Annotated in this window: 13 protein-coding genes, 3 tRNA genes and 3 rRNA genes (1 of these 19 running past the window's edge); 14 read left to right on the top strand and 5 right to left on the bottom strand. The window is 45.4% G+C overall.

Translation table 11 applies throughout. From position 1 onward, the window contains the following. The 8 genes from BTO10_RS23950 to BTO10_RS09410 all read left to right on the top strand — a co-directional run. Positions 1-229: ribosomal RNA gene (locus BTO10_RS23950) — 16S ribosomal RNA — on the top strand (it extends 1333 nt beyond the left edge of the window). 76 nt (positions 230-305) lie between these two features. Continuing rightward, positions 306-381: transfer RNA gene (locus BTO10_RS09380), tRNA-Ala, on the top strand. A 309-nt stretch (positions 382-690) separates the two neighbouring features. After that, a 23S ribosomal RNA gene (locus BTO10_RS09385) occupies positions 691-3580 on the top strand. A 132-nt stretch (positions 3581-3712) separates the two neighbouring features. Next, a 5S ribosomal RNA gene (gene rrf, locus BTO10_RS09390) occupies positions 3713-3828 on the top strand. Together the 16S, 23S and 5S rRNA genes with 3 tRNA genes alongside form the textbook arrangement of a ribosomal RNA operon. Positions 3829-3909: 81 nt before the next feature. Then, positions 3910-3986 (top strand) — tRNA-Asp (locus tag BTO10_RS09395). Between the two features lie 34 nt (positions 3987-4020). After that, positions 4021-4097, top strand: a tRNA-Trp gene (locus BTO10_RS09400). Between the two features lie 186 nt (positions 4098-4283). Then, positions 4284-5123: a penicillin-insensitive murein endopeptidase gene (gene mepA, locus BTO10_RS09405; protein WP_004740370.1), complete on the top strand. Its 840-nt coding sequence runs from the start codon at positions 4284-4286 to the stop codon at positions 5121-5123. A 265-nt stretch (positions 5124-5388) separates the two neighbouring features. Further along, the gene (locus BTO10_RS09410) at positions 5389-5697 is read left to right on the top strand and encodes a hypothetical protein (RefSeq protein ID WP_004740369.1); all 309 of its coding nucleotides are present in this window, start codon (positions 5389-5391) and stop codon (positions 5695-5697) included. 42 nt (positions 5698-5739) lie between these two features. Here the strand turns inward: BTO10_RS09410 and BTO10_RS09415 are convergent, their stop codons facing one another. From BTO10_RS09415 to rdgC, 3 genes are all read right to left on the bottom strand, one after another. Beyond that, complete coding sequence (locus BTO10_RS09415; RefSeq protein WP_004740368.1) at positions 5740-5994, bottom strand: YfhL family 4Fe-4S dicluster ferredoxin; 255 nt, start codon at positions 5992-5994, stop codon at positions 5740-5742. 28 nt (positions 5995-6022) lie between these two features. Beyond that, positions 6023-7426: a prephenate-dependent tRNA uridine(34) hydroxylase TrhP gene (gene trhP, locus BTO10_RS09420; RefSeq protein WP_105024378.1), complete on the bottom strand. Its 1404-nt coding sequence runs from the start codon at positions 7424-7426 to the stop codon at positions 6023-6025. A 206-nt stretch (positions 7427-7632) separates the two neighbouring features. After that, positions 7633-8547, bottom strand: coding sequence for a recombination-associated protein RdgC (gene rdgC, locus BTO10_RS09425; protein WP_008223904.1), 915 nt, complete (start codon positions 8545-8547; stop codon positions 7633-7635). Positions 8548-8741: 194 nt separating this feature from the next. Here rdgC and phoB point away from each other — a divergent pair, with 194 nt between their 5' ends. From phoB to BTO10_RS09440, 3 genes are read left to right on the top strand one after another with little or no spacing between them, the layout of a single operon-like run. Beyond that, positions 8742-9431 (top strand): phosphate regulon transcriptional regulator PhoB, encoded by a 690-nt coding sequence (gene phoB / locus BTO10_RS09430; RefSeq protein WP_004735064.1) that lies wholly within the window; start codon positions 8742-8744, stop codon positions 9429-9431. A gap of 33 nt (positions 9432-9464) precedes the next feature. Next, a complete protein-coding gene (gene phoR, locus BTO10_RS09435) occupies positions 9465-10763 on the top strand; it encodes a phosphate regulon sensor histidine kinase PhoR (protein ID WP_105024379.1) in 1299 nt (432 codons plus the stop codon). A 17-nt stretch (positions 10764-10780) separates the two neighbouring features. After that, a complete protein-coding gene (locus tag BTO10_RS09440) occupies positions 10781-11737 on the top strand; it encodes a PstS family phosphate ABC transporter substrate-binding protein (RefSeq protein WP_105024380.1) in 957 nt (318 codons plus the stop codon). 51 nt (positions 11738-11788) lie between these two features. On the opposite strand, the gene ppx is transcribed toward BTO10_RS09440, so the two are convergent. Together ppx and ppk1 are read right to left on the bottom strand one after the other, a co-directional pair. Then, a complete protein-coding gene (ppx, locus tag BTO10_RS09445; RefSeq protein ID WP_105024381.1) occupies positions 11789-13300 on the bottom strand; it encodes an exopolyphosphatase in 1512 nt (503 codons plus the stop codon). Continuing rightward, a complete protein-coding gene (ppk1, locus tag BTO10_RS09450; RefSeq protein WP_105024382.1) occupies positions 13291-15387 on the bottom strand; it encodes a polyphosphate kinase 1 in 2097 nt (698 codons plus the stop codon). The genes ppx and ppk1 overlap by 10 nt, the downstream gene beginning before the upstream one ends. A 200-nt stretch (positions 15388-15587) precedes the next feature. Here ppk1 and BTO10_RS09455 point away from each other — a divergent pair, with 200 nt between their 5' ends. The 3 genes from BTO10_RS09455 (at position 15588) to pstB (ending at position 20435) form a co-directional block, all read left to right on the top strand. Beyond that, positions 15588-17804 carry an ABC transporter permease subunit gene (locus tag BTO10_RS09455; protein ID WP_105024383.1) on the top strand — a complete coding sequence of 739 codons (2217 nt, stop codon included), beginning with the start codon at positions 15588-15590 and terminating at the stop codon, positions 17802-17804. Positions 17805-17905: 101 nt separating this feature from the next. After that, the gene (pstA, locus tag BTO10_RS09460; RefSeq protein ID WP_004740360.1) at positions 17906-19615 is read left to right on the top strand and encodes a phosphate ABC transporter permease PstA; all 1710 of its coding nucleotides are present in this window, start codon (positions 17906-17908) and stop codon (positions 19613-19615) included. Position 19616: 1 nt separating this feature from the next. After that, complete coding sequence (gene pstB / locus BTO10_RS09465) at positions 19617-20435, top strand: phosphate ABC transporter ATP-binding protein PstB (RefSeq protein WP_105024384.1); 819 nt, start codon at positions 19617-19619, stop codon at positions 20433-20435. Positions 20436-20450 lie beyond the last annotated feature (15 nt).

Genomic DNA, 20450 nt, shown 5'->3' on the forward strand with positions numbered 1-20450 from the left:
CTGCAACTCGACTCCATGAAGTCGGAATCGCTAGTAATCGTAGATCAGAATGCTACGGTGAATACGTTCCCGGGCCTTGTACACACCGCCCGTCACACCATGGGAGTGGGCTGCAAAAGAAGTGGGTAGTTTAACCTTCGGGAGGACGCTCACCACTTTGTGGTTCATGACTGGGGTGAAGTCGTAACAAGGTAGCCCTAGGGGAACCTGGGGCTGGATCACCTCCTTATACGAAGATATTCACGATAAGTGTCCACACAGATTGATGGTTTAGAAAGTTAAGAGTAGGAAATACTTTTCCAGATGGGGCTATAGCTCAGCTGGGAGAGCGCCTCGCTGGCAGCGAGGAGGTCTGCGGTTCGATCCCGCATAGCTCCACCATCTTTAAGTGTTCTTCCTTAAGAATCTTTAAAAATGGTTATTTCTTTTGAAATATCTAGCTCTTTAACAATTTGGAAAGCTGACTGATTAACTCTAAGAGTTAATCAAATTAAAAGTTCTCAATGTTTATCTGCTCTTATTTATTAAGAACAGTAAACACAACACAAACACATTCAAGTGTCTTGTATTCGATTCAAATTTAATTTGAATCACATTGAGTCCGGCAAACACGTAATAAGAATTAACCCTTCTTGTTACAACCAAAAACCTTGGTTGTTTACCATACATAAAGACCTCTTCGGGTTGTATGGTTAAGTGACTAAGCGTACACGGTGGATGCCTTGGCAGTCAGAGGCGATGAAGGACGTATTAACTTGCGATAAGCCCAGATTAGACAGTAAAAGTCATTTGAGTCTGGGATTTCCGAATGGGGAAACCCACTTACATAAGTAAGTATCTTGTTGTGAATACATAGCAGCAAGAGGCAAACCGGGGGAACTGAAACATCTAAGTACCCCGAGGAAGAGAAATCAACCGAGATTCCGAAAGTAGCGGCGAGCGAAATTGGATTAGCCCTTAAGCTTTTAATGAGACAGACGAAGGCTCTGGAAAGTGCCGCAATAAAGGGTGATAGCCCCGTAGTCGACATCTCATCATCAGTGAAAACGAGTAGGGCGGGACACGTGATATCCTGTCTGAATATGGGGGGACCATCCTCCAAGGCTAAATACTACTGACTGACCGATAGTGAACCAGTACCGTGAGGGAAAGGCGAAAAGAACCCCTGTGAGGGGAGTGAAATAGAACCTGAAACCGTGTACGTACAAGCAGTAGGAGCACCTTCGTGGTGTGACTGCGTACCTTTTGTATAATGGGTCAGCGACTTAATTTTAGTAGCAAGGTTAACCGTTTAGGGGAGCCGTAGGGAAACCGAGTCTTAACTGGGCGTACAGTTGCTAGGATTAGACCCGAAACCAGGTGATCTAGCCATGGGCAGGTTGAAGGTTGAGTAACATCAACTGGAGGACCGAACCGACTAATGTTGAAAAATTAGCGGATGACTTGTGGCTAGGGGTGAAAGGCCAATCAAACCTGGAGATAGCTGGTTCTCCCCGAAAGCTATTTAGGTAGCGCCTCGGACGAATACTACTGGGGGTAGAGCACTGTTAAGGCTAGGGGGTCATCCCGACTTACCAACCCTTTGCAAACTCCGAATACCAGTAAGTACTATCCGGGAGACACACGGCGGGTGCTAACGTCCGTCGTGGAGAGGGAAACAACCCAGACCGCCAGCTAAGGTCCCAAAGTATAGCTAAGTGGGAAACGATGTGGGAAGGCTCAGACAGCCAGGATGTTGGCTTAGAAGCAGCCATCATTTAAAGAAAGCGTAATAGCTCACTGGTCGAGTCGGCCTGCGCGGAAGATGTAACGGGGCTAAGCTATACACCGAAGCTGCGGCTACGCACTATGTGCGTGGGGTAGGGGAGCGTTCTGTAAGCCGTTGAAGGTGGTCTGTAAGGGCTGCTGGAGGTATCAGAAGTGCGAATGCTGACATGAGTAACGATAAAGGGAGTGAAAAACTCCCTCGCCGGAAGACCAAGGGTTCCTGTCCAACGTTAATCGGGGCAGGGTAAGTCGACCCCTAAGGCGAGGCCGAAAGGCGTAGTCGATGGGAAACGGGTTAATATTCCCGTACTTCTTACAATTGCGATGGGGGGACGGAGAAGGCTAGGTGGGCCTGGCGACGGTTGTCCAGGTTCAAGTACGTAGGCGGAAGAGTTAGGTAAATCCGGTTCTTCATAACGCTGAGATACGATGTCGAGCTACTACGGTAGTGAAGTCATTGATGCCATGCTTCCAGGAAAAGCCTCTAAGCTTCAGATTGTAAGGAATCGTACCCCAAACCGACACAGGTGGTCGGGTAGAGAATACCAAGGCGCTTGAGAGAACTCGGGTGAAGGAACTAGGCAAAATGGTACCGTAACTTCGGGAGAAGGTACGCTCTTATCAGTGAAGTCCCTTGCGGATGGAGCAGACGAGAGTCGCAGATACCAGGTGGCTGCAACTGTTTATTAAAAACACAGCACTGTGCAAAATCGTAAGATGACGTATACGGTGTGACGCCTGCCCGGTGCCGGAAGGTTAATTGATGGGGTTAGACTTCGGTCGAAGCTCTTGATCGAAGCCCCGGTAAACGGCGGCCGTAACTATAACGGTCCTAAGGTAGCGAAATTCCTTGTCGGGTAAGTTCCGACCTGCACGAATGGCGTAATGATGGCCACGCTGTCTCCACCCGAGACTCAGTGAAATTGAAATCGCTGTGAAGATGCAGTGTACCCGCGGCTAGACGGAAAGACCCCGTGAACCTTTACTACAGCTTGGCACTGAACATTGACCCTACATGTGTAGGATAGGTGGGAGACTTTGAAACCGCGTCGCCAGATGTGGTGGAGTCGTCCTTGAAATACCACCCTTGTAGTGTTGATGTTCTAACGTTGGTCCCTGAATCGGGATTACGGACAGTGCCTGGTGGGTAGTTTGACTGGGGCGGTCTCCTCCCAAAGAGTAACGGAGGAGCACGAAGGTGGGCTAATCACGGTTGGACATCGTGAGGTTAGTGCAATGGCATAAGCCCGCTTGACTGCGAGAATGACAATTCGAGCAGGTGCGAAAGCAGGTCATAGTGATCCGGTGGTTCTGAATGGAAGGGCCATCGCTCAACGGATAAAAGGTACTCCGGGGATAACAGGCTGATACCGCCCAAGAGTTCATATCGACGGCGGTGTTTGGCACCTCGATGTCGGCTCATCACATCCTGGGGCTGAAGTCGGTCCCAAGGGTATGGCTGTTCGCCATTTAAAGTGGTACGCGAGCTGGGTTTAGAACGTCGTGAGACAGTTCGGTCCCTATCTGCCGTGGGCGTTGGAAAATTGAAGGGGGCTGCTCCTAGTACGAGAGGACCGGAGTGGACGAACCTCTGGTGTTCGGGTTGTCATGCCAATGGCATTGCCCGGTAGCTAAGTTCGGAATCGATAACCGCTGAAAGCATCTAAGCGGGAAGCGAGCCCTGAGATGAGTTTTCCCTGACACTTTAAGTGTCCTAAAGGGTTGTTCAAGACTAGAACGTTGATAGGCAGGGTGTGTAAGCGCTGTGAGGCGTTGAGCTAACCTGTACTAATTGCCCGTGAGGCTTAACCATACAACACCCAAGGGGTTTTGATGGACTCATATGATACAAACGCTTGAATGAGTTTGAAGAGAACAGAAACAGCTTTCCAGATTATTTTGCCTTCAGTTTTTAAAAAAAACTGAAAGTAAAAGCAAAATTTTGCTTGGCGACCATAGCATTGTGGACCCACCTGATTCCATGCCGAACTCAGAAGTGAAACACAATAGCGCCGATGGTAGTGTGGGGCTTCCCCATGTGAGAGTAGGACATCGCCAGGCTCCAAATTTATTTTCATTTTTCAAAAGTGAAGACAAAAAGTGTTATGAACGGCTTGTCAGCGACGACAAGTAGTCCACTGCGGAGTGGTAGTTCAGTTGGTTAGAATACCGGCCTGTCACGCCGGGGGTCGCGGGTTCGAGTCCCGTCCACTCCGCCACTTATTCAGAGTTTCAGCTCTTTAAAACTGAAATAGGGGTGTAGCTCCAATTGGCAGAGCAGCGGATTCCAAATCCGCGTGTTGGGAGTTCGAATCTCTCCACCCCTGCCATATTTAAGGCTCTAGTCGAAAGACTAGAGCCTTTTTACTTTCTGGCCTCAAATACCTCATAGCCCCCATTCAGCTTCTTCCAACTCAAATAGCTTTCGTCTATCACCAAAAAAGTAGCCAATAATCGTCAACTATTCTCGAATGCCGACTAGTATAGATAATATGCACCACTTACATGGAATGGTTATGAGGTTATCTTTCGTTTTAGTTGTCCTGTTTTATTCATTTTCTTCTTTGGCTACGCCTTGGGAGAAAGAGAAAAGCCCGACGACAAACTCAACCTCATCAATAGGCAGTTATGCTAATGGCTGCTTGGACGGTGCACAGGCCTTGCCAATTAATGGTGTTGGCTATCAGATTATTCGCCCTCAAAGAGAGCGTTACTATGGTCATACAGAGGCTATTCAGTTTATTGAAAGACTAGGTTTGACAACGAGTGAACAGTTAGGCACTAATCTATTGATTGGTGATATCTCACTTCCTCGTGGTGGACGCTTTTCATCTGGTCATTCGAGCCATCAAACCGGATTGGATATCGATATATGGCTGAGGTTAACGGACAAAAGACTCTCTGAGAACGAACTCGCGGTTCCCAAGCCAGTCAGTGCCGTCGATCTAACTAACTACAAGCTTCGCCAGTCTAATTGGACAGACGACCACTTCCAGGTCATTCGCCATGCCGCTAAAGATGAAAAAGTGGTGCGCATTTTTGTTCATCCAGTGATTAAGCAGGCTCTTTGCGATCAGGAAGTCTCTGATGTTAAACAAAGAGAGTGGTTAGGCAAAATCAGGCCATGGTGGGGACATCATTCTCACTTTCATGTTCGCTTAAAGTGCCCAGAAGGCAGTGCCAATTGTATTCCTCAAGCCCTACCTCCTAAAGGTGATGGTTGTGGCGAAGAGCTCGCGAGCTGGGCTCCAAAGACAATCCCTGTTCCTCCTCCTAAAAAGGTAGCCACCAACAAGAAAAAAAAGAAAATTAAAGTCATGCCTAGTCAATGTTTAGCCTTGATTTCGAATAAGTAATCGAAATATCAATGGTTTATTAAGGTGGTAATGCCACTCGTTTTGTCGACTCCAAAAAACTGGAGAAATGTCACACTTTTGTCTAGAGTTTATAAATGCGACATTAAGAATATCGTTTGATATTGAAAGCATTAATTTGAGAAAAACAGCGACAATTTGACTGGGCTAGGTCAGGAGTAAGTGTTTGGGGTGAAAGATGCGGCTTATGTGCAGTATGTGAAATCAGAGTCTGATACCCGTAGATAGATAATTCAAGGATAAGACTATGACTATGATTTGTGCAAAGGAATTTTCAGAATGGTTAAGACATAGGTTCAGCACTGAGAATGCGGGTATTTCTATTTCAAGAGATGACATCAACCAATTAACAGGTAGGCAGCGATTAGATCCTAGCTTTGTGAACGATGTACATTATGAATTGATGCAGTATGGAATGGCATTTGTGACCGATACTGGGCGGGAAAACTTTTATCTAGTACCAGTATCACAGTCGATAAATTGGCGAGAGCGACTCGAATATCAGTTCGAAAAAGAGTTATTCTGCAACATTTATCCCATGGAAAAATCTGGATAAGAAAAAGGTTCAACTTATTGATTAAGTTGAACCTTTTCTCTTTTAGGTCAAGCCTTGAATGATAACAAACTTCTCTAGAAGCTCGTCTTCAGTTTCAATATGGTTTGGATCAGTGATGATGCACTTGGTAATTGGGCATACAGACTGACACGTTGGCTTCTCATAGTGACCTTTACATTCAGTACATAAATCTGGGTCGATCTCGAAGATGCTGTCACCCATAGTGATTGCGCCGTTTGGGCATTCAGGGTCACACATATCGCAGTTTATGCACTTGTCAGTGATTAACAGAGCCATTGCTTACTTCTCAGTTTTCTAAGTAAAGTTACTTACCAGATGCGTTGCGTGTGTCTTGGCCTTCGCTCAAGTTACGCATCAACAAGCCGTACTCTAAGTCTAGATCAGCTGGTACTGGGATGAATACAAAGTGACCGTTACCTTTTGCGTCTTCAACGGCTTCAGACTTACGGTTTTCCATTATCTCTAGTGTGAAAACAACGTTACCTTTCGGTGTCATCATTTCTAAGCTGTCACCTACTAGGAACTTGTTCTTCACTTCCACTTCCGCTAGATCGCCACGGCGTTTACCTGTGAACTCACCAACAAATTGTTGAGTATCAGAGATAGAGTAACCGTACTCGTAGTTTTGGTAAGTATCATGAGTGTGGCGACGAAGGAAGCCTTCAGTGTAGCCACGGTGCGCCAGGCTCTCTAGTGTACCCATTAGACTTTCATCAAATGGCTTGCCTGCTACAGCGTCATCGATAGCCTTACGGTAAACTTGTGCAGTACGAGCACAGTAGTAGAAAGACTTAGTGCGGCCTTCGATTTTCAGTGAGTGAACACCCATCTTCGTTAGACGTTCAACGTGCTGGATTGCGCGAAGGTCTTTTGAGTTCATGATGTAAGTACCATGCTCATCTTCAAACGCAGCCATTTTCTCTTCAGGCTTGTGCGACTCTGAAAGTAGAACCACTTCATCTGTCGGTTTACCTAGACCTAGTGTGTTGTTTGGACGTTCGTCTTGAACTTCAACATCCTGAATCTCAACACCAGTAGGGTTTGCTTCAACGATCTGACCGTTTTCGTCTTCTTTTGCTGCTTCTGTTTTGTATTCCCAACGACAAGCGTTAGTGCAAGTACCTTGGTTAGGATCGCGCTTGTTCATGTAACCAGAAAGTAGACAACGACCAGAGTACGCCATGCAAAGTGCACCGTGAACAAAGATCTCTAGCTCTGTCTCTGGGCAGTGTTCGCGGATCTCTTCGATCTCTTCAAGTGATAGCTCACGAGATAGGATTACACGCTCAACGCCTTGTGTAGCCCAGAATTTTACAGTTGCCCAGTTTACAGCGTTAGCCTGAACTGAAAGGTGGATAGGCATTTCAGGGAATGCTTCACGAACCATCATGATAAGACCAGGATCAGACATGATAAGAGCGTCTGGGCCCATATCAACAACTGGCTTAAGGTCGCGAATGAAAGTCTTTAGTTTAGAGTTGTGTGGCTGAATGTTACATACAACATATAACTTTTTGCCTTGAGCATGAGCTTCATCGATACCGATTTGTAGGTTTTCGTGGTTGAACTCATTGTTACGAACGCGAAGGCTGTAACGTGGCTGGCCCGCGTAAACTGCATCTGCGCCGTAGGCGAATGCGTAACGCATGTTTTTAAGGCTTCCTGCCGGTGATAATAGTTCAGGTACAAATGGTTTTTGTGTAGTCATTGCTTCGTTCTCTAATCTGATCTCAAGTCAGGTTGATACCACCAAGTGATATCAAAGGGGCGCAAATTTTACGCTAAAATGAGTCTGGTTGATAGCCCTAAAGATAGCAATGATATTAAGAAGAGAATGAAGGGATAAATATGCAGCGGGAAATGTAGGGGGGAAATAAGCTCAGGCACGTTGCACCTGAGCTTTAAAGTTACTGATTAAGCATTCGGTTGAGTTAATCCACCTAGTGATTCGAACAGGTTCGGAAGGAACACGCTGAACTCACCACATAGCAATGAGAAATCAGCATCAAAGCGTGCAGCTTGGTCTTCGCGAGGAATATCGTCGTTCTCATCTTTAAGTTCATCGCTGAACTTCAGGCGTTTGATACTGCCGTCTTCAGCCAGGATGAATTCAATGCGATCTTGCCAGTTGATAAGCAGCTTGGTCACCACTTTATTTGCTTCGATGTGGTTTTTAATCTCATCGGCTTCTAGCTCTTGTTTCTTAACTCGAACAATTCCACCGTCTTCTTGGATTGATTTAAGCTCAGCTTCGTCAAGCATAGTAATGCCTTGAGGAGTATCGCCCGACTTAACCCATTCGGTTAGTGTTGTCTCGATCGCTTGCTCAGGAATTGCAGGGACAACCGGTAGGCTACCCATTGTTTTACGCAGCAGAGCTAACACGTCTTCTGCTTTTTTGTAGCTGCTTGCATCAACCACAATGAAGCCTTCTTTTGGCATGATCAGCGCGTATGTGAAGTTACTGCGGCTAAATGCACGAGGAAGAAGATCAATGATGATGTCTTCTTTTAGGCTGTCTTTCTCTTTCTTTTTAAGAGGAGTGCCAGACTCTGCTTCAAGTGTTTCAATTTTTGCATTCAGTGACTCTTTAATCACAGATGCTGGCAGCATTTTCTCTTCTTTCTTTGCACAGATAAGAATGCGGTTCTCTGATACGTGCGTCATCATATCGCCATGTTTACCCATTGCGTGCACCCAACCAAACTTCTGTTTGTCTTGGCTACCACACGGAGTAAAGCGGAATTCTTCAAGTTGTTTCTCTAGCTGATCTGCGTTGAAATCAATATCACGGTTGAAGCGATAGACTAGGCAATTTTTAAACCACATATATTTTTCTCATACCTTTTTAGAAGTGCCTCATGATATGAGATCTAATTCGATTTGTCCTTAGCTCTGTATCAAAAGTTATAAAGTGAAACGTTTGAGACAGTTATATGAAAATTTGTTTTCAAAGGTCACAAAAGTGTCATAATTAACTCAGATAATGCAATGCGTTGATTAAATACAAAGGCTATTCAATTATGTCGAGAAGGATTCTGGTCGTTGAAGATGAAGCACCTATTCGTGAGATGCTGTGTTTTGTACTTGAACAAAAAGGCTACCAAGCAGTAGAGGCTGAAGATTACGATACAGCGGTAAACAAGCTATGTGAACCTTTCCCAGATCTAGTATTACTAGATTGGATGCTACCTGGTGGTAGCGGGATAAACTTTATCAAGCACATGAAGCGTGAAGAGTTAACTCGCAACATCCCAGTGGTGATGCTAACGGCTCGTGGTGAAGAAGAAGACAAGGTTCGCGGTTTAGAAGTTGGTGCTGACGACTACATTACCAAACCATTTTCGCCAAAAGAGCTTGTGGCTCGCCTGAAAGCGGTGATTCGCCGTGTAACACCAACCGCATTGGAAGATGTGATTGATGTTCAAGGTCTTAAATTAGACCCTGTATCACACCGCGTGACCGCTAGCGAAGGTCCGGTTGATATGGGACCAACAGAATTCAAAATGCTGCATTTCTTTATGACGCACCAAGAGCGTGTATACAGCCGAGAGCAGCTGCTTAACAATGTTTGGGGTACCAACGTTTACGTTGAAGACCGCACTGTTGATGTACATATTCGACGCCTGCGTAAAGCGCTTGAGTCTGCAGGCCACGATAAGCTAATCCAAACGGTTCGTGGCGCTGGCTACCGTTTTTCTACAAAGGCTTAATGTGGCTTCGCTGCCCAGTTTACGGAGTCCTGAATGGTTGAAAAGTTAACCTGGAAAAAGCTGGCTTGGGAGCTGGCTTTTTTTTACGCACCATGGGTTTTAGTCGGATGGATATTCGGTTATCTACCTTGGTTACTGCTGGCTGCGACGGTATTGCAGCTCGGCTGGCATCTACACAACCAAATGCGTTTGTCCGCATGGTTGTGGGATGAGAAGCGTCTAACTCCACCTTCAGGCTCTGGAAACTGGGAATCTCTGTTTAACGGTATCTATCGTATGCAGCAGAGGCAGCGTCGCAAACGTAAAGAACTGACTAACCTTATCCGCCGTTTCCGTAATGGTGCAGAATCGCTTCCCGATGCCGTTGTGGTATTTCGCGGTGAAGGTAATATCGTTTGGTGTAACAAGCTGGCTCAGTATTTGTTGGGCTTTCGTTGGCCAGATGATTCAGGTCAACCGATCTCGAATTTGATTCGTACTCCAGATTTTATTAAGTACCTTAATAAGCAAGATTTTTCTGAGCCATTAGAGATGCCTTCTCCTCTGAATGTGGAGCGTATGCTTGAACTGCGTATTGTGCCCTATACCGAGGGTGAACACCTGATGGTGGTGCGTGATGTCACCCAGCTTAAGCAGCTAGAGGGCATGCGCCGTAACTTCTTCGCTAACGTATCTCACGAGCTTCGAACTCCAATGACCGTCCTTCAGGGTTACCTTGAAATGACGGAAGACCCAGACATGATCGTTGGCCCAATGTGGACCAAGGCACATGGTGTCATGACTGAGCAGCTCAATCGAATGAACAGTCTGGTTAATCAGTTGCTCACGCTTTCAAAAATCGAAGCTGCTCCAATGCATGAGTTGGATGAAGTGGTCAACGTTCCTGCGATGCTGGAAGTTCTTGAGAAAGAGGCGGCCAGCCTTAGCGGTGAGCGCGAACATAAGCTTGAGTTTGATATCGATAAGAGTCTGCGAGTTCTTGCCGATGAAGACCAATTGAGAAGTGCGATTTCGAATTTGGTTTATAACGCGGTTAAATACACACCCGCAGGGGCAAAGGTCAAAGTTCGTTGGTATCAAACCAGCCAAGGCGCGTGCTTAGATGTGTCAGATACTGGTGATGGTATTGAACCTCAACACTTACATCGACTCACAGAGCGCTTCTATCGTGTAGATAAAGCCCGCTCTCGTGATACCGGTGGTAGTGGCCTTGGGTTGGCGATTGTAAAGCATGCGCTTAGCCACCACGATTCACACCTTGAAATTCAAAGTGAGGTGGGTGTTGGCAGCCGTTTCCATTTCACGTTGCCAAACCGATTGACCGTGTCATGAGTGACTTAATACGCAGGATGCGTTTGCCGATTGGTTCTATGTTAGCGATGGTATTGGCGTGGCCAAGTTTTGCTGAGCAGAGTGTTGAGTCACTGCCCGATTATTCTAAGGTTCCAGGTATCTCTGGAAGCTTGTTGTCGGTTGGTTCTGATACCTTGGCTGGGATGACGACACTCTGGGTAGAAGAGTTTAAATCCTATTATCCGAATGTGAATGCTCAAGTCCAAGCATCAGGCTCTTCTACTGCGCCTCCTGCATTGACTGAGGGGACTGCACATCTTGGCCCTATGAGCCGACCAATGCGCCTACGTGAAGTGGAAGCTTTTGAAAGAGAGCATGGCTATAAGCCAACCGCATTGCGAGTCGCTATTGATGCAATAGGGCTGTTTGTTCACCGAGATAACCCTGTTGAAGGGCTTAACTTTCGTCAGATTGATGGCATCTTTTCTGAGACCTTACGCTGCGGAGCAACGAAGCCCCTCAATAACTGGCAAGATCTTGGAATCGATCAGCCATGGGCGAAACATCGATTCCAACTGTTCGGTCGCAATTCTGTATCGGGCACTTATGGATACTTCAAACAGAATGCACTGTGCGGCGGTGACTTTAAAAATCGTGTGAATGAGCAACCTGGTTCGGCTTCTGTCGTTCAGTCGGTCGCTTCATCCATTAGTGGGATTGGCTATTCGGGTATTGGCTACCGCGTAGCAGGTGTTAAGCTGATTCCTATTGCAGAGCACGGCTCTAATTATGTTGAGCCTACGCGTGCGAATATCTTGAGTGGTGATTACCCTCTATCTCGCTTTCTCTATGTATATGTGAATAAGCATCCTGATAAACCACTTTCTCCAGTTGAGAGAGAGTTCCTTACTTTTGTATTCTCGAAGCAGGGACAAGAGCTTGTAGAAAAAGATGGCTATCTAGCAATACCGTCTGAGTTCGCAGAGCAAGAGCTCGCAAAAGTTGGGTTATAGCTCAAACTCAATATAGGTAGCCTACTTGTGGTGGGCTATTGGCTATTTCCCTCATTTCAAATCTAAACACCAACCGGCATTTTTCCAGCGCTGCTGTTCTTCTTTTAACTCATAATCGAGTAGTTGGTTTGTATCTAACCAGTCACTATTTTCGCCAGTCAAACTCCAATGGTCATCCATTTTTATGGTTAGCTTTACATTGGGTACTGGTGTCTGGCTGCGTTGTCGATTGAGTAAAATTGCCAGCCTAAGTATTCGGATCATCAGCGTCACTTGTTGCAACGAAAACAGTGATAATGTTGGCAAGTCTTGCAGCTTGATCGCTTTTCTCTGATATCGAACGATAAGGGAAATCAGACGTTGTTGCTCAGTATTAAAACCGGGCATGGTGGTGTGTTTAATCAGATAGGCTGAATGGCGATGATACCCTTGAAATGCCACGCTCTGGCCAACTTCATGCAGCAGTGCAGACCAACCAAGTAGGTCAAATAACTCAGAGTCTATAGTGCCTTTCAGTTGTGGTTTTGCTTGTAGTAATAGGGCGTTGGCTGTCTCTTTGACTTTTTCTGCATGTGTTAAGTCAACATGATAGCGAGATAGTAATGTTTCTGCGGTACGAGACCTTATATCAAGGCTCTTGAACTTATCTTCCATGTCATAAAGCACGCCTTCTCTTAATGCGCCATCAGAGATATACAGCTCATCTATATTTAAGCTATCCATGACCGCGGAAAGAATCGTAACACCGGCAGCAAACACGGGCTTCCGCTCATCGCTTAAACCCAACAGCTTGATGTCTTTTACAGATGAAAACTCCGTTAGGTGGTTTTTTAGATAAGTAAGCCGTTGTGGAGTGATGTACTCATCGTCAAAGCCCAAACCCTTGAGTACCTCTTTAATTGATTTCGCGGTGCCAGATGAGCCAAAAGCGATCTCCCAAGAGGCGGCTTGGTAGTTCTTAATGACAGGTGTTAACAGTTGAATTGCAGCGGTATAAGCGGTAGCAAAATGCTGAGAAGTTAACAGGTCATCACTAAAGAAACGTTGAGTAAAGCTGACGCACCCCATAGGTAAACTATGTATGACTTCGGGTGTGAAGCCCTGTCCGGTCACTATTTCAGTACTTCCTCCACCAATATCGATAACGAGCTTTGATTTGGATGCGGTCTGAGTATGTTCAACCCCGTTGTAGATCAATCGCGCTTCCTCGTGCCCTGAAATGATCTCGATGGGAAAAGGAAAAATGAGTTTGGCTTGCTCTATAAAAGTGTTTGAGTTCTTTGCCTTTCGTAGGGTATGAGTAGCAACAACCCTAACATCATCTATCTCAAAATCAGTAAGTCGTTCTGCGAAGACTTTTAGACAATCTAGCCCGCGATTAATCGCTTGATCTGATAGCTGGTAGTACTCATCCAGCCCATCGCTTAAGCGTACTTTCTGTTTATGTCGGCTGACGAGTTGTAGGTGTTTACCAAACACTTGAGCGACCACCATATGAAAGCTGTTCGAACCTAAATCGATAGCAGCAATGCATCTTGATTGTTTGTCGTCACTTAGCGGCATGATTTCTTCTCTTGTTTGTACTTCTTACGAGCTTGCTTCTCTATATGTTTAATATAGTGGTAAGTGGCGAGTTGTGATGTGGAATGCGTAAGTGGAGTGTTGGGTGACGGTTTATACTGATTGCTCATCGTATGATCGATCATCCGCGCCTTACGTTTATCGTCAAAATGAAACTCGGTGATATCGATGATGGTTTGCTTGATCTTCGAGTCTAGGATTGGGGTCGCCACTTCAATCCTATGGTCAAAGTTGCGAGTCATCCAATCAGCGGAAGATATGTAAACCTTAGGCTTTCCGGCATTGTGAAAGATCATCACTCTTGGGTGCTCAAGAAAACGATCGACGACACTGATGATCTCAATATTGTCACTTACGTTGGGTATTCCCGGAACCAGTGAGCACATACCTCGAATGATCATTCTAACCTTTACGTTGGCTTGACTGGCTAGGTAGAGCTTTTCAATGATTTCGCGATCCACCAAGTTATTGAGCTTTAAAGTGATGCTTGCGGGCTTACCTTCTGAGGCATGCTGGATCTCTTTATCGATCAGTTGATACAGACGCTTTCTAGTATTTCTAGGTGAGACTATTAGCTGTTTGAACTGCGTTTTCTGGTATGGGTTTTCGATGTATTTGAAAACTTGGCGAACTTCATTCGTGAGCTCTGGGTTTGCGGTAAGCAAGGAGAAGTCGGTGTAGATACGAGCGGTGATTTCATGAAAATTACCTGTACCGATATGAACATAACTCTCCATAGCTTTGCCGTTCTTACGCCTGATGAGCAGTAATTTTGAGTGTATTTTTAGGCTGGGGATGCCATAAACCACCTTCACTCCGGCTTCTTGAAGTGTCTTTGCCCACTGAATGTTGGCTTGCTCGTCAAAACGGGCCTGAAGCTCGACCACCACGGTGACTTTCTTACCATTGTGGGCTGCATCAATGATCGAGTTGAGTAACTTAGAACCTTCAGCAACGCGGTAAACGTTGATTTTGATGACCGTTACCTTGGGATCAAACGAAGCCTGCCTGACCAGTTCGGTAATGTGATCGAACGTATGGTATGGGTAGTGCAATAAGATATCGCGAGCTTTTATCGCCTCAAAATAGTTACTGTAATGAGCAAACGGAGCACACTTAATTGGTGAAAGAGGCGCATTAACGAGATCTTCTCGATTAAGGGTAGGGAAATCACAGAAGTGCTTAAAGTTTTGATAACGACCGCCAGAGAGTACGCTGTCATAGGCTGATAGCTTGAGCTTGATTCGTAAGAAATTCAGCATCTCTTGTGGCATCTCGGATTCATAGATCAAGCGTATCGGCAGCGCTGTTAAACGTTGCTCAATGCCAATCGACATGGATTCTAAAAGGCTGCAGTTACTGTCCTCTTGTAGGTCATAGTCTGCATCACGTGTCATTTTGATGGCGAAGCAACGCAGCGAATCGTATTCGAAGAAGCCTTTAAGTAAGTCGTCTAGGCAGAAGCGAACTATATTATCTAATAAGATCAGGGTAGTACGTTGTGAGTCTGACGGACTCGGCAGTTTGACAAATCGAGGTAAAGCGTCACATGGAATCTCTAACAGAGCGTATTGAGATGACCCATTGTGCTCAATATCGATAGCTAAGTAACTTTGTTCGTCTTTGAGGATATTGAGCAGTTGGCTATCTTCGCTGAGTAGCAAAGGCGTGAGATGCGGGAGTATTTTCTTTTTAAAGTATTTTTTGAGCCAATCACTCTGCTCGGTACTAATTTGCTGTTCATTAACTAAAAAAATACGATTACGAGCTAATTCGAGCAACAACTCTTTGTAAAGTGAATGAAAACGAACATCCAGCTCATTGGCCTTGTGTTGCATCTGAGCCAGCAAGGTTTTTGAGTTATCAGAGTTTGACTCAAGAGCTTGCAATAAGATCTTGCGTTTTACGTCGGAAAATCGGACTTTGTAGAACTCATCGAGGTTTTTTGAGTAGATCCCTAGAAAGCGAACTCTTTCGATCAAAGGGACAGACTTGTCAGCCGCCTCTTGAAGCACTCTTTCGTTGAACGATAACCAGCTAAGTTCTTTTGCGACATAGTCTTTTTCCATCGTATTGTTGATCCTTGAATGCTGACTATTGGGGTGACTAGTTTAATTTATAACGTTAGCGCTCACAAAAGTAATGATCTTTGGATAATAAAAAGGGTGAACAAACTTGTTATTAGTTTCAGTTGTTTAACGTAGCTTGTAATATAATTGTCATCTAAGATACATATTATGTCAGCAGCTAAAAAAAGGTAGATAAACAGATGGCTTCAGCCCAATTTTCATTGAAAGAGCGCGACAAAAAAAGATGGTTGAAAGATCGTCTCGTCCGTTTTTCGGTGACATGCGGTGGTGTCAGTGTTTTAGCTGCCTTGGTTTTGATCTTCGTATATCTAGCAATGGTCATTTTACCGGTATTTTCCGATACTGGTTTAGAGACGGATCAAGCGGTTAAAACCGTAGCGGTAGATAAGCCTATCGCACTATCGGTTGATGAGTACGGTCAACACGCCTTTACTGTCGAAAAGTCTGGTTTGGTTCAGTTTTGGGACCTAGACTCGCAAAATACACACTCTTATTTCGAACGAAGTGTATTAGCAGATCCTATTGCCTTCTCTCGAAATACCCCTGCTGAAAATTGGTTTGCTTTTGCCGATAGCGCAAGCACTATCACTTTCTTCTACCCTGAATATAGTGCGCCTGTACTCCAAAAGGGCGCTGAAGTTGAACCAAAAATTGAGCAAGTTACTCTGCCTCAACCCTTCTTAGCCGACGAACCAGCGAACGGCGCGTTGATCGATAAGTTCGTATTCTCTAAAAGCGCGCGCGACATTACTGTTGCCGCTCAGTTAACTGACCAACGAGTGTTCGTGAAGTGGTACCAAAGCGACTTGGCTGGTGGCTATGTATTAAAGAATAGTCAATGGTTATCGGATAAGCTTGGCGCGCAGCAGCAGTTATTGATGACACCTGATGGACAGACTTTATACCTTCGAGCAAACTCTGACTTAGTGGTGCTAAAGCTCGCTGAAAAAGGGTTTGATGTTCGTGAGGTGATCGACCTGAGTTTGAATGACGCCAAACACGGTGTGAAAAGTATCGATTTGTTGTCCGGTGCTTATTCGTTGTTGGTTACGCATCAGGATGGGCAAGTATCCCAGTGGTTTGATGTGCTTAAAGATGAAAAGCGCAGCCTAACCCATATTCGAGATTTCCAGCTCGCTGAAGAAGTACAATTTATCTTACCGGACACCTACCGAAAAGGCTTCTATAGCTTCTATAAAAACGGCACATTACAGAGCCATTATACGACCAGTGAAAAGTTGTCTCTGTTTGAGCGTGCGTTTGATAAGTCACCTCAGTTAGCTGCTATGTCGGCTAATGAGCTGCATTTGGTAACATTGATTGATGATAAAATCAGTGTGGCGAAAGTCGACAATGAATACCCTCAGATTTCGTTTTCATCGCTGTGGCAAAAAGTCTGGTACGAGAGCTATCCAGAGCCACAGTATGTATGGCAATCAACCTCCGCTAATGATGACTTTGAAGAGAAGTTCAGTTTAGTACCTATCACGTTTGGTACCATCAAAGCTGCGCTATTTGCCATGATGTTTGCGGTGCCTGTTGCGGTGTTAGGTGCAATTTATACCGCTTACTTTATGTCGCCACGCATGCGACGAGTGGTGAAGCCGTCGATTGAATTAATGGAAGCTTTGCCTACTGTAATTATTGGCTTCCTCGCGGGTCTATGGTTTGCGCCAATCGTTGAAACCCACTTAACTACTGTATTCTCTTTGATGGTGATGTTACCTCTGAGTGCTTTTATAACGGGGCTTGTTTGGTTCTGTTTACCTAATGTTGTGACAAGTCGTTTCTCTAATGGTTGGCATGCACTTATCTTGATTCCGGTGCTGATAGCAACGGTCGTTATAGTATTCGCAGCGGGCAACAGTATCGAAGCATTGTTGTTTGACGGCGATATACGCACTTTCCTAGCTGGCTATGGAATCGACTTTGATCAGCGTAATGCTCTAGTAGTCGGTTTCGCGATGGGTTTTGCTGTCATCCCGACAATTTTTACGATTGCCGAGGATGCGATTTTCTCAGTACCTAAGCACTTGTCTGATGGTTCGCTCGCACTTGGTGCTACCGCGTGGCAGACCCTAATTTATGTTGTTTTACTGACAGCCAGCCCCGGTATTTTTTCCGCGGTTATGATGGGATTAGGGCGAGCGGTTGGTGAAACCATGATCGTCCTGATGGCGACAGGCAATACGCCAATTCTTGATTGGAATATCTTAGAAGGGATGAGGACACTATCCGCGACCATTGCTGTCGAACTTCCTGAATCGGAAGTGGGTGGGTCGCATTTCCGTTTGCTGTTCTTGGCAGCTCTGTTGCTGTTTATTTTTACCTTCGCTGTGAACTCGCTAGCGGAGTGGGTTCGTCAAAGATTGAGAGATAAATATCGTGCTTTGTAGTGTTAATGCGTCACCTCAATCTGAACCTACTCCTGCAAATCTTTGTGGCTTAGCGAATTGCGCATATCGTTACTCGCTGAATAATTCTCAGGTAGCACATGATGAATAGACTTAAGTCATTACTATCATGGGTGAAATCTGGCTCGCCATGGATCTGGCTAACCGGTGGGGCAGTGAGCATCAGTATGCTTTCGGTTCTGGGGTTGATGCTGTTGATCGGCTGGAAAGGTCTGACTTACTTTTGGCCTGCGCCTTTGTATCAGTGGCAAGTCGATTCTCAAGATCTATCTCTGGTTGTTGACCTTGATGAAACCGTATCTCAACAAGACGTGTTGATCGGTCAGCTGTATGAGCGTAAATACATCCCAATAGAGCAGGTTCCGCAAGCTCACGATCTACTATCACCTCAAAACATTGCTACAGGGTTGATACAACGTTTGAGCATCAAGGTGGCGAATAGGGAACTCTATCCTGCTGATTTTGTTTCGATTCTAGATGTGAATTTACTCGAGCCTACCACTCCCCGCGATTGGGCGGTGATAGAGCGTAGCCGAGGAGGTTACTTTTTTGGTAAGCCGGTTGGCTTTAAAACAGCATCGGGAACTTTTTACACCGATATCGATCAAAAGCTCAAAGACGGTTTAGCGTTTGCTGACACTCTGCGTGCTGAAACGTCACGCGTGGTAAACCAAGAGATTCGTAACATCAGCTGGCAGTTGGAAAACTTACGTTTAGAAAAGCGTAAGTTAGAACTTAATGAGTCTGTGAGCGATGAGTACCTTAAAACTTATACCGCAACTAGGCTTGAGCTCAATAAGCAGTTAGATGAAGCCGAAATCAAGCTAGAGCACCTCAGAACACAGTTGAATGTTGAGAGCTTACTTGTTGAAGATATGACGGGTGAGCAGGTTGAAATCTCGCTCAGTCATATTCTGGATTACTGGTATCCGAACAATATGTCTTACCTTGAAAAGGTAGGGCACTGGGGCCATCAAGTGTGGAAGTTCTTATCAGAAAACCCACGCGAGTCCAACTCAGAAGGCGGCGTCTTCCCAGCTATCTTTGGTACAGTGCTACTGGTTATTCTGATGTCGATTGTGGTGATGCCTCTTGGGGTGGTGGCGGCGATTTACTTACATGAATACGCGAAAAATAACGCGCTTACCCGTTTGATTCGAATTGCGGTTATCAACTTAGCCGGTGTACCTTCAATCGTGTATGGCGTTTTTGGCTTAGGATTTTTCGTTTATACCATTGGTGGCTCGATCGATACCCTGTTTTATGCAGAGCGACTACCTGCCCCGACCTTTGGTACGCCAGGTCTACTTTGGTCTGCTCTGACTTTGGCTGTGTTGACGCTCCCTGTCGTGATTGTAACGACCGAAGAGGGTTTAACTCGCATTCCAAGCTCGGTAAGACATGGTTCTTTAGCGCTCGGCGCGACTCAATTTGAGACCTTGTGGCGCATTGTTCTGCCTATGGCAAGCCCTGCGATCATTACCGGCTTGATCTTGGCGATTGCAAGAGCAGCGGGTGAGGTTGCTCCATTAATGCTGGTGGGTGTTGTAAAACTCGCATCAAGCTTACCTGTTGATAGTCAGTTTCCGTACATACACTTAGATAGGAAGTTTATGCATTTAGGCTTTCATATCTATGATGTTGGATTTCAAACATCGAATATAGAGGCCGCGCGCCCATTGGTGTACGCGACTTCATTTTTATTGGTTACGGTAATAGTAGGGCTGAATTTAACGGCGATTAATATCCGTAATAATTTACGTGAAAAGTACCGAACCTTAGGACAAGATTAAGATGTTCTCAATTAATGAAACCTTGGGTTACCAAGCGCCTTTAGATGTACATAATCTAAAGGAAGAACAAATTGCTATCTCGATCGAAGGGCTTAATCTTTACTACAAAGACAGCCAAGCGCTCGATGATATTTCCATGAAGATACCCAAAGGGCAGGTGACGGCATTTATTGGTCCTTCGGGCTGTGGTAAGTCAACCCTACTACGTTGTATCAATCGTATGAACGACCTTGTCGAAGGCTGCAAAGTTTCCGGAAAAGTGAAGCTTCATGGCAAGAATGTTTATCACCCTAAAGTTGATGTTGCGACTCTGCGTCGCCGTGTCGGTATGGTATTTCAGCGCCCAAACCCGTTTCCTAAATCTATCTATGAGAATGTGGTTTACGGACTGAGGCTGCAAGGAGTAAGTAACAGTCGAGATCTTGATGATGCCGTAGAACGATCATTGCGTGCTGCTGCGTTGTGGGATGAAGTAAAAGATCGTTTACATGAGAATGCTTTCGGTTTGTCTGGTGGTCAGCAGCAGCGTTTGGTGATTGCTCGCGCCGTTGCGATTGAACCAGAGGTGTTGCTGTTGGATGAACCTACATCGGCCTTGGATCCTATTTCAACGTTGACGATTGAAGAGCTAATTAACGACCTCAAGACGCAATATACGGTCGTTATCGTCACGCATAACATGCAGCAGGCTGCGCGTGTGAGTGACCATACTGCCTTTATTCATATGGGAAAATTGATCGAGTACTCAGATACGGATTCAATATTTACGTCGCCATTGAAAAATCAAACGGAAGACTACATTACAGGCCGATACGGATAACGTTACCGTTCTTAT

It is taken from the genome of Vibrio chagasii, from assembly GCF_002954585.1.
GTDB classification, from domain to species: domain Bacteria; phylum Pseudomonadota; class Gammaproteobacteria; order Enterobacterales; family Vibrionaceae; genus Vibrio; species Vibrio chagasii_A.

Bases quoted from the DNA above. Each gene is read 5' to 3' on its own strand.
- mepA (WP_004740370.1), top strand. From the start codon at position 4,284: ATGAGGTTATCTTTCGTTTTAGTTGTCCTGTTTTATTCATTTTCTTCT.
- BTO10_RS09410 (WP_004740369.1), top strand. From the start codon at position 5,389: ATGACTATGATTTGTGCAAAGGAATTTTCAGAATGGTTAAGACATAGG.
- BTO10_RS09415 (WP_004740368.1), bottom strand. From the start codon at position 5,994: ATGGCTCTGTTAATCACTGACAAGTGCATAAACTGCGATATGTGTGAC.
- trhP (WP_105024378.1), bottom strand. From the start codon at position 7,426: ATGACTACACAAAAACCATTTGTACCTGAACTATTATCACCGGCAGGA.
- rdgC (WP_008223904.1), bottom strand. From the start codon at position 8,547: ATGTGGTTTAAAAATTGCCTAGTCTATCGCTTCAACCGTGATATTGAT.
- phoB (WP_004735064.1), top strand. From the start codon at position 8,742: ATGTCGAGAAGGATTCTGGTCGTTGAAGATGAAGCACCTATTCGTGAG.
- phoR (WP_105024379.1), top strand. From the start codon at position 9,465: ATGGTTGAAAAGTTAACCTGGAAAAAGCTGGCTTGGGAGCTGGCTTTT.
- BTO10_RS09440 (WP_105024380.1), top strand. From the start codon at position 10,781: ATGCGTTTGCCGATTGGTTCTATGTTAGCGATGGTATTGGCGTGGCCA.
- ppx (WP_105024381.1), bottom strand. From the start codon at position 13,300: ATGCCGCTAAGTGACGACAAACAATCAAGATGCATTGCTGCTATCGAT.
- ppk1 (WP_105024382.1), bottom strand. From the start codon at position 15,387: ATGGAAAAAGACTATGTCGCAAAAGAACTTAGCTGGTTATCGTTCAAC.
- BTO10_RS09455 (WP_105024383.1), top strand. From the start codon at position 15,588: ATGGCTTCAGCCCAATTTTCATTGAAAGAGCGCGACAAAAAAAGATGG.
- pstA (WP_004740360.1), top strand. From the start codon at position 17,906: ATGAATAGACTTAAGTCATTACTATCATGGGTGAAATCTGGCTCGCCA.
- pstB (WP_105024384.1), top strand. From the start codon at position 19,617: ATGTTCTCAATTAATGAAACCTTGGGTTACCAAGCGCCTTTAGATGTA.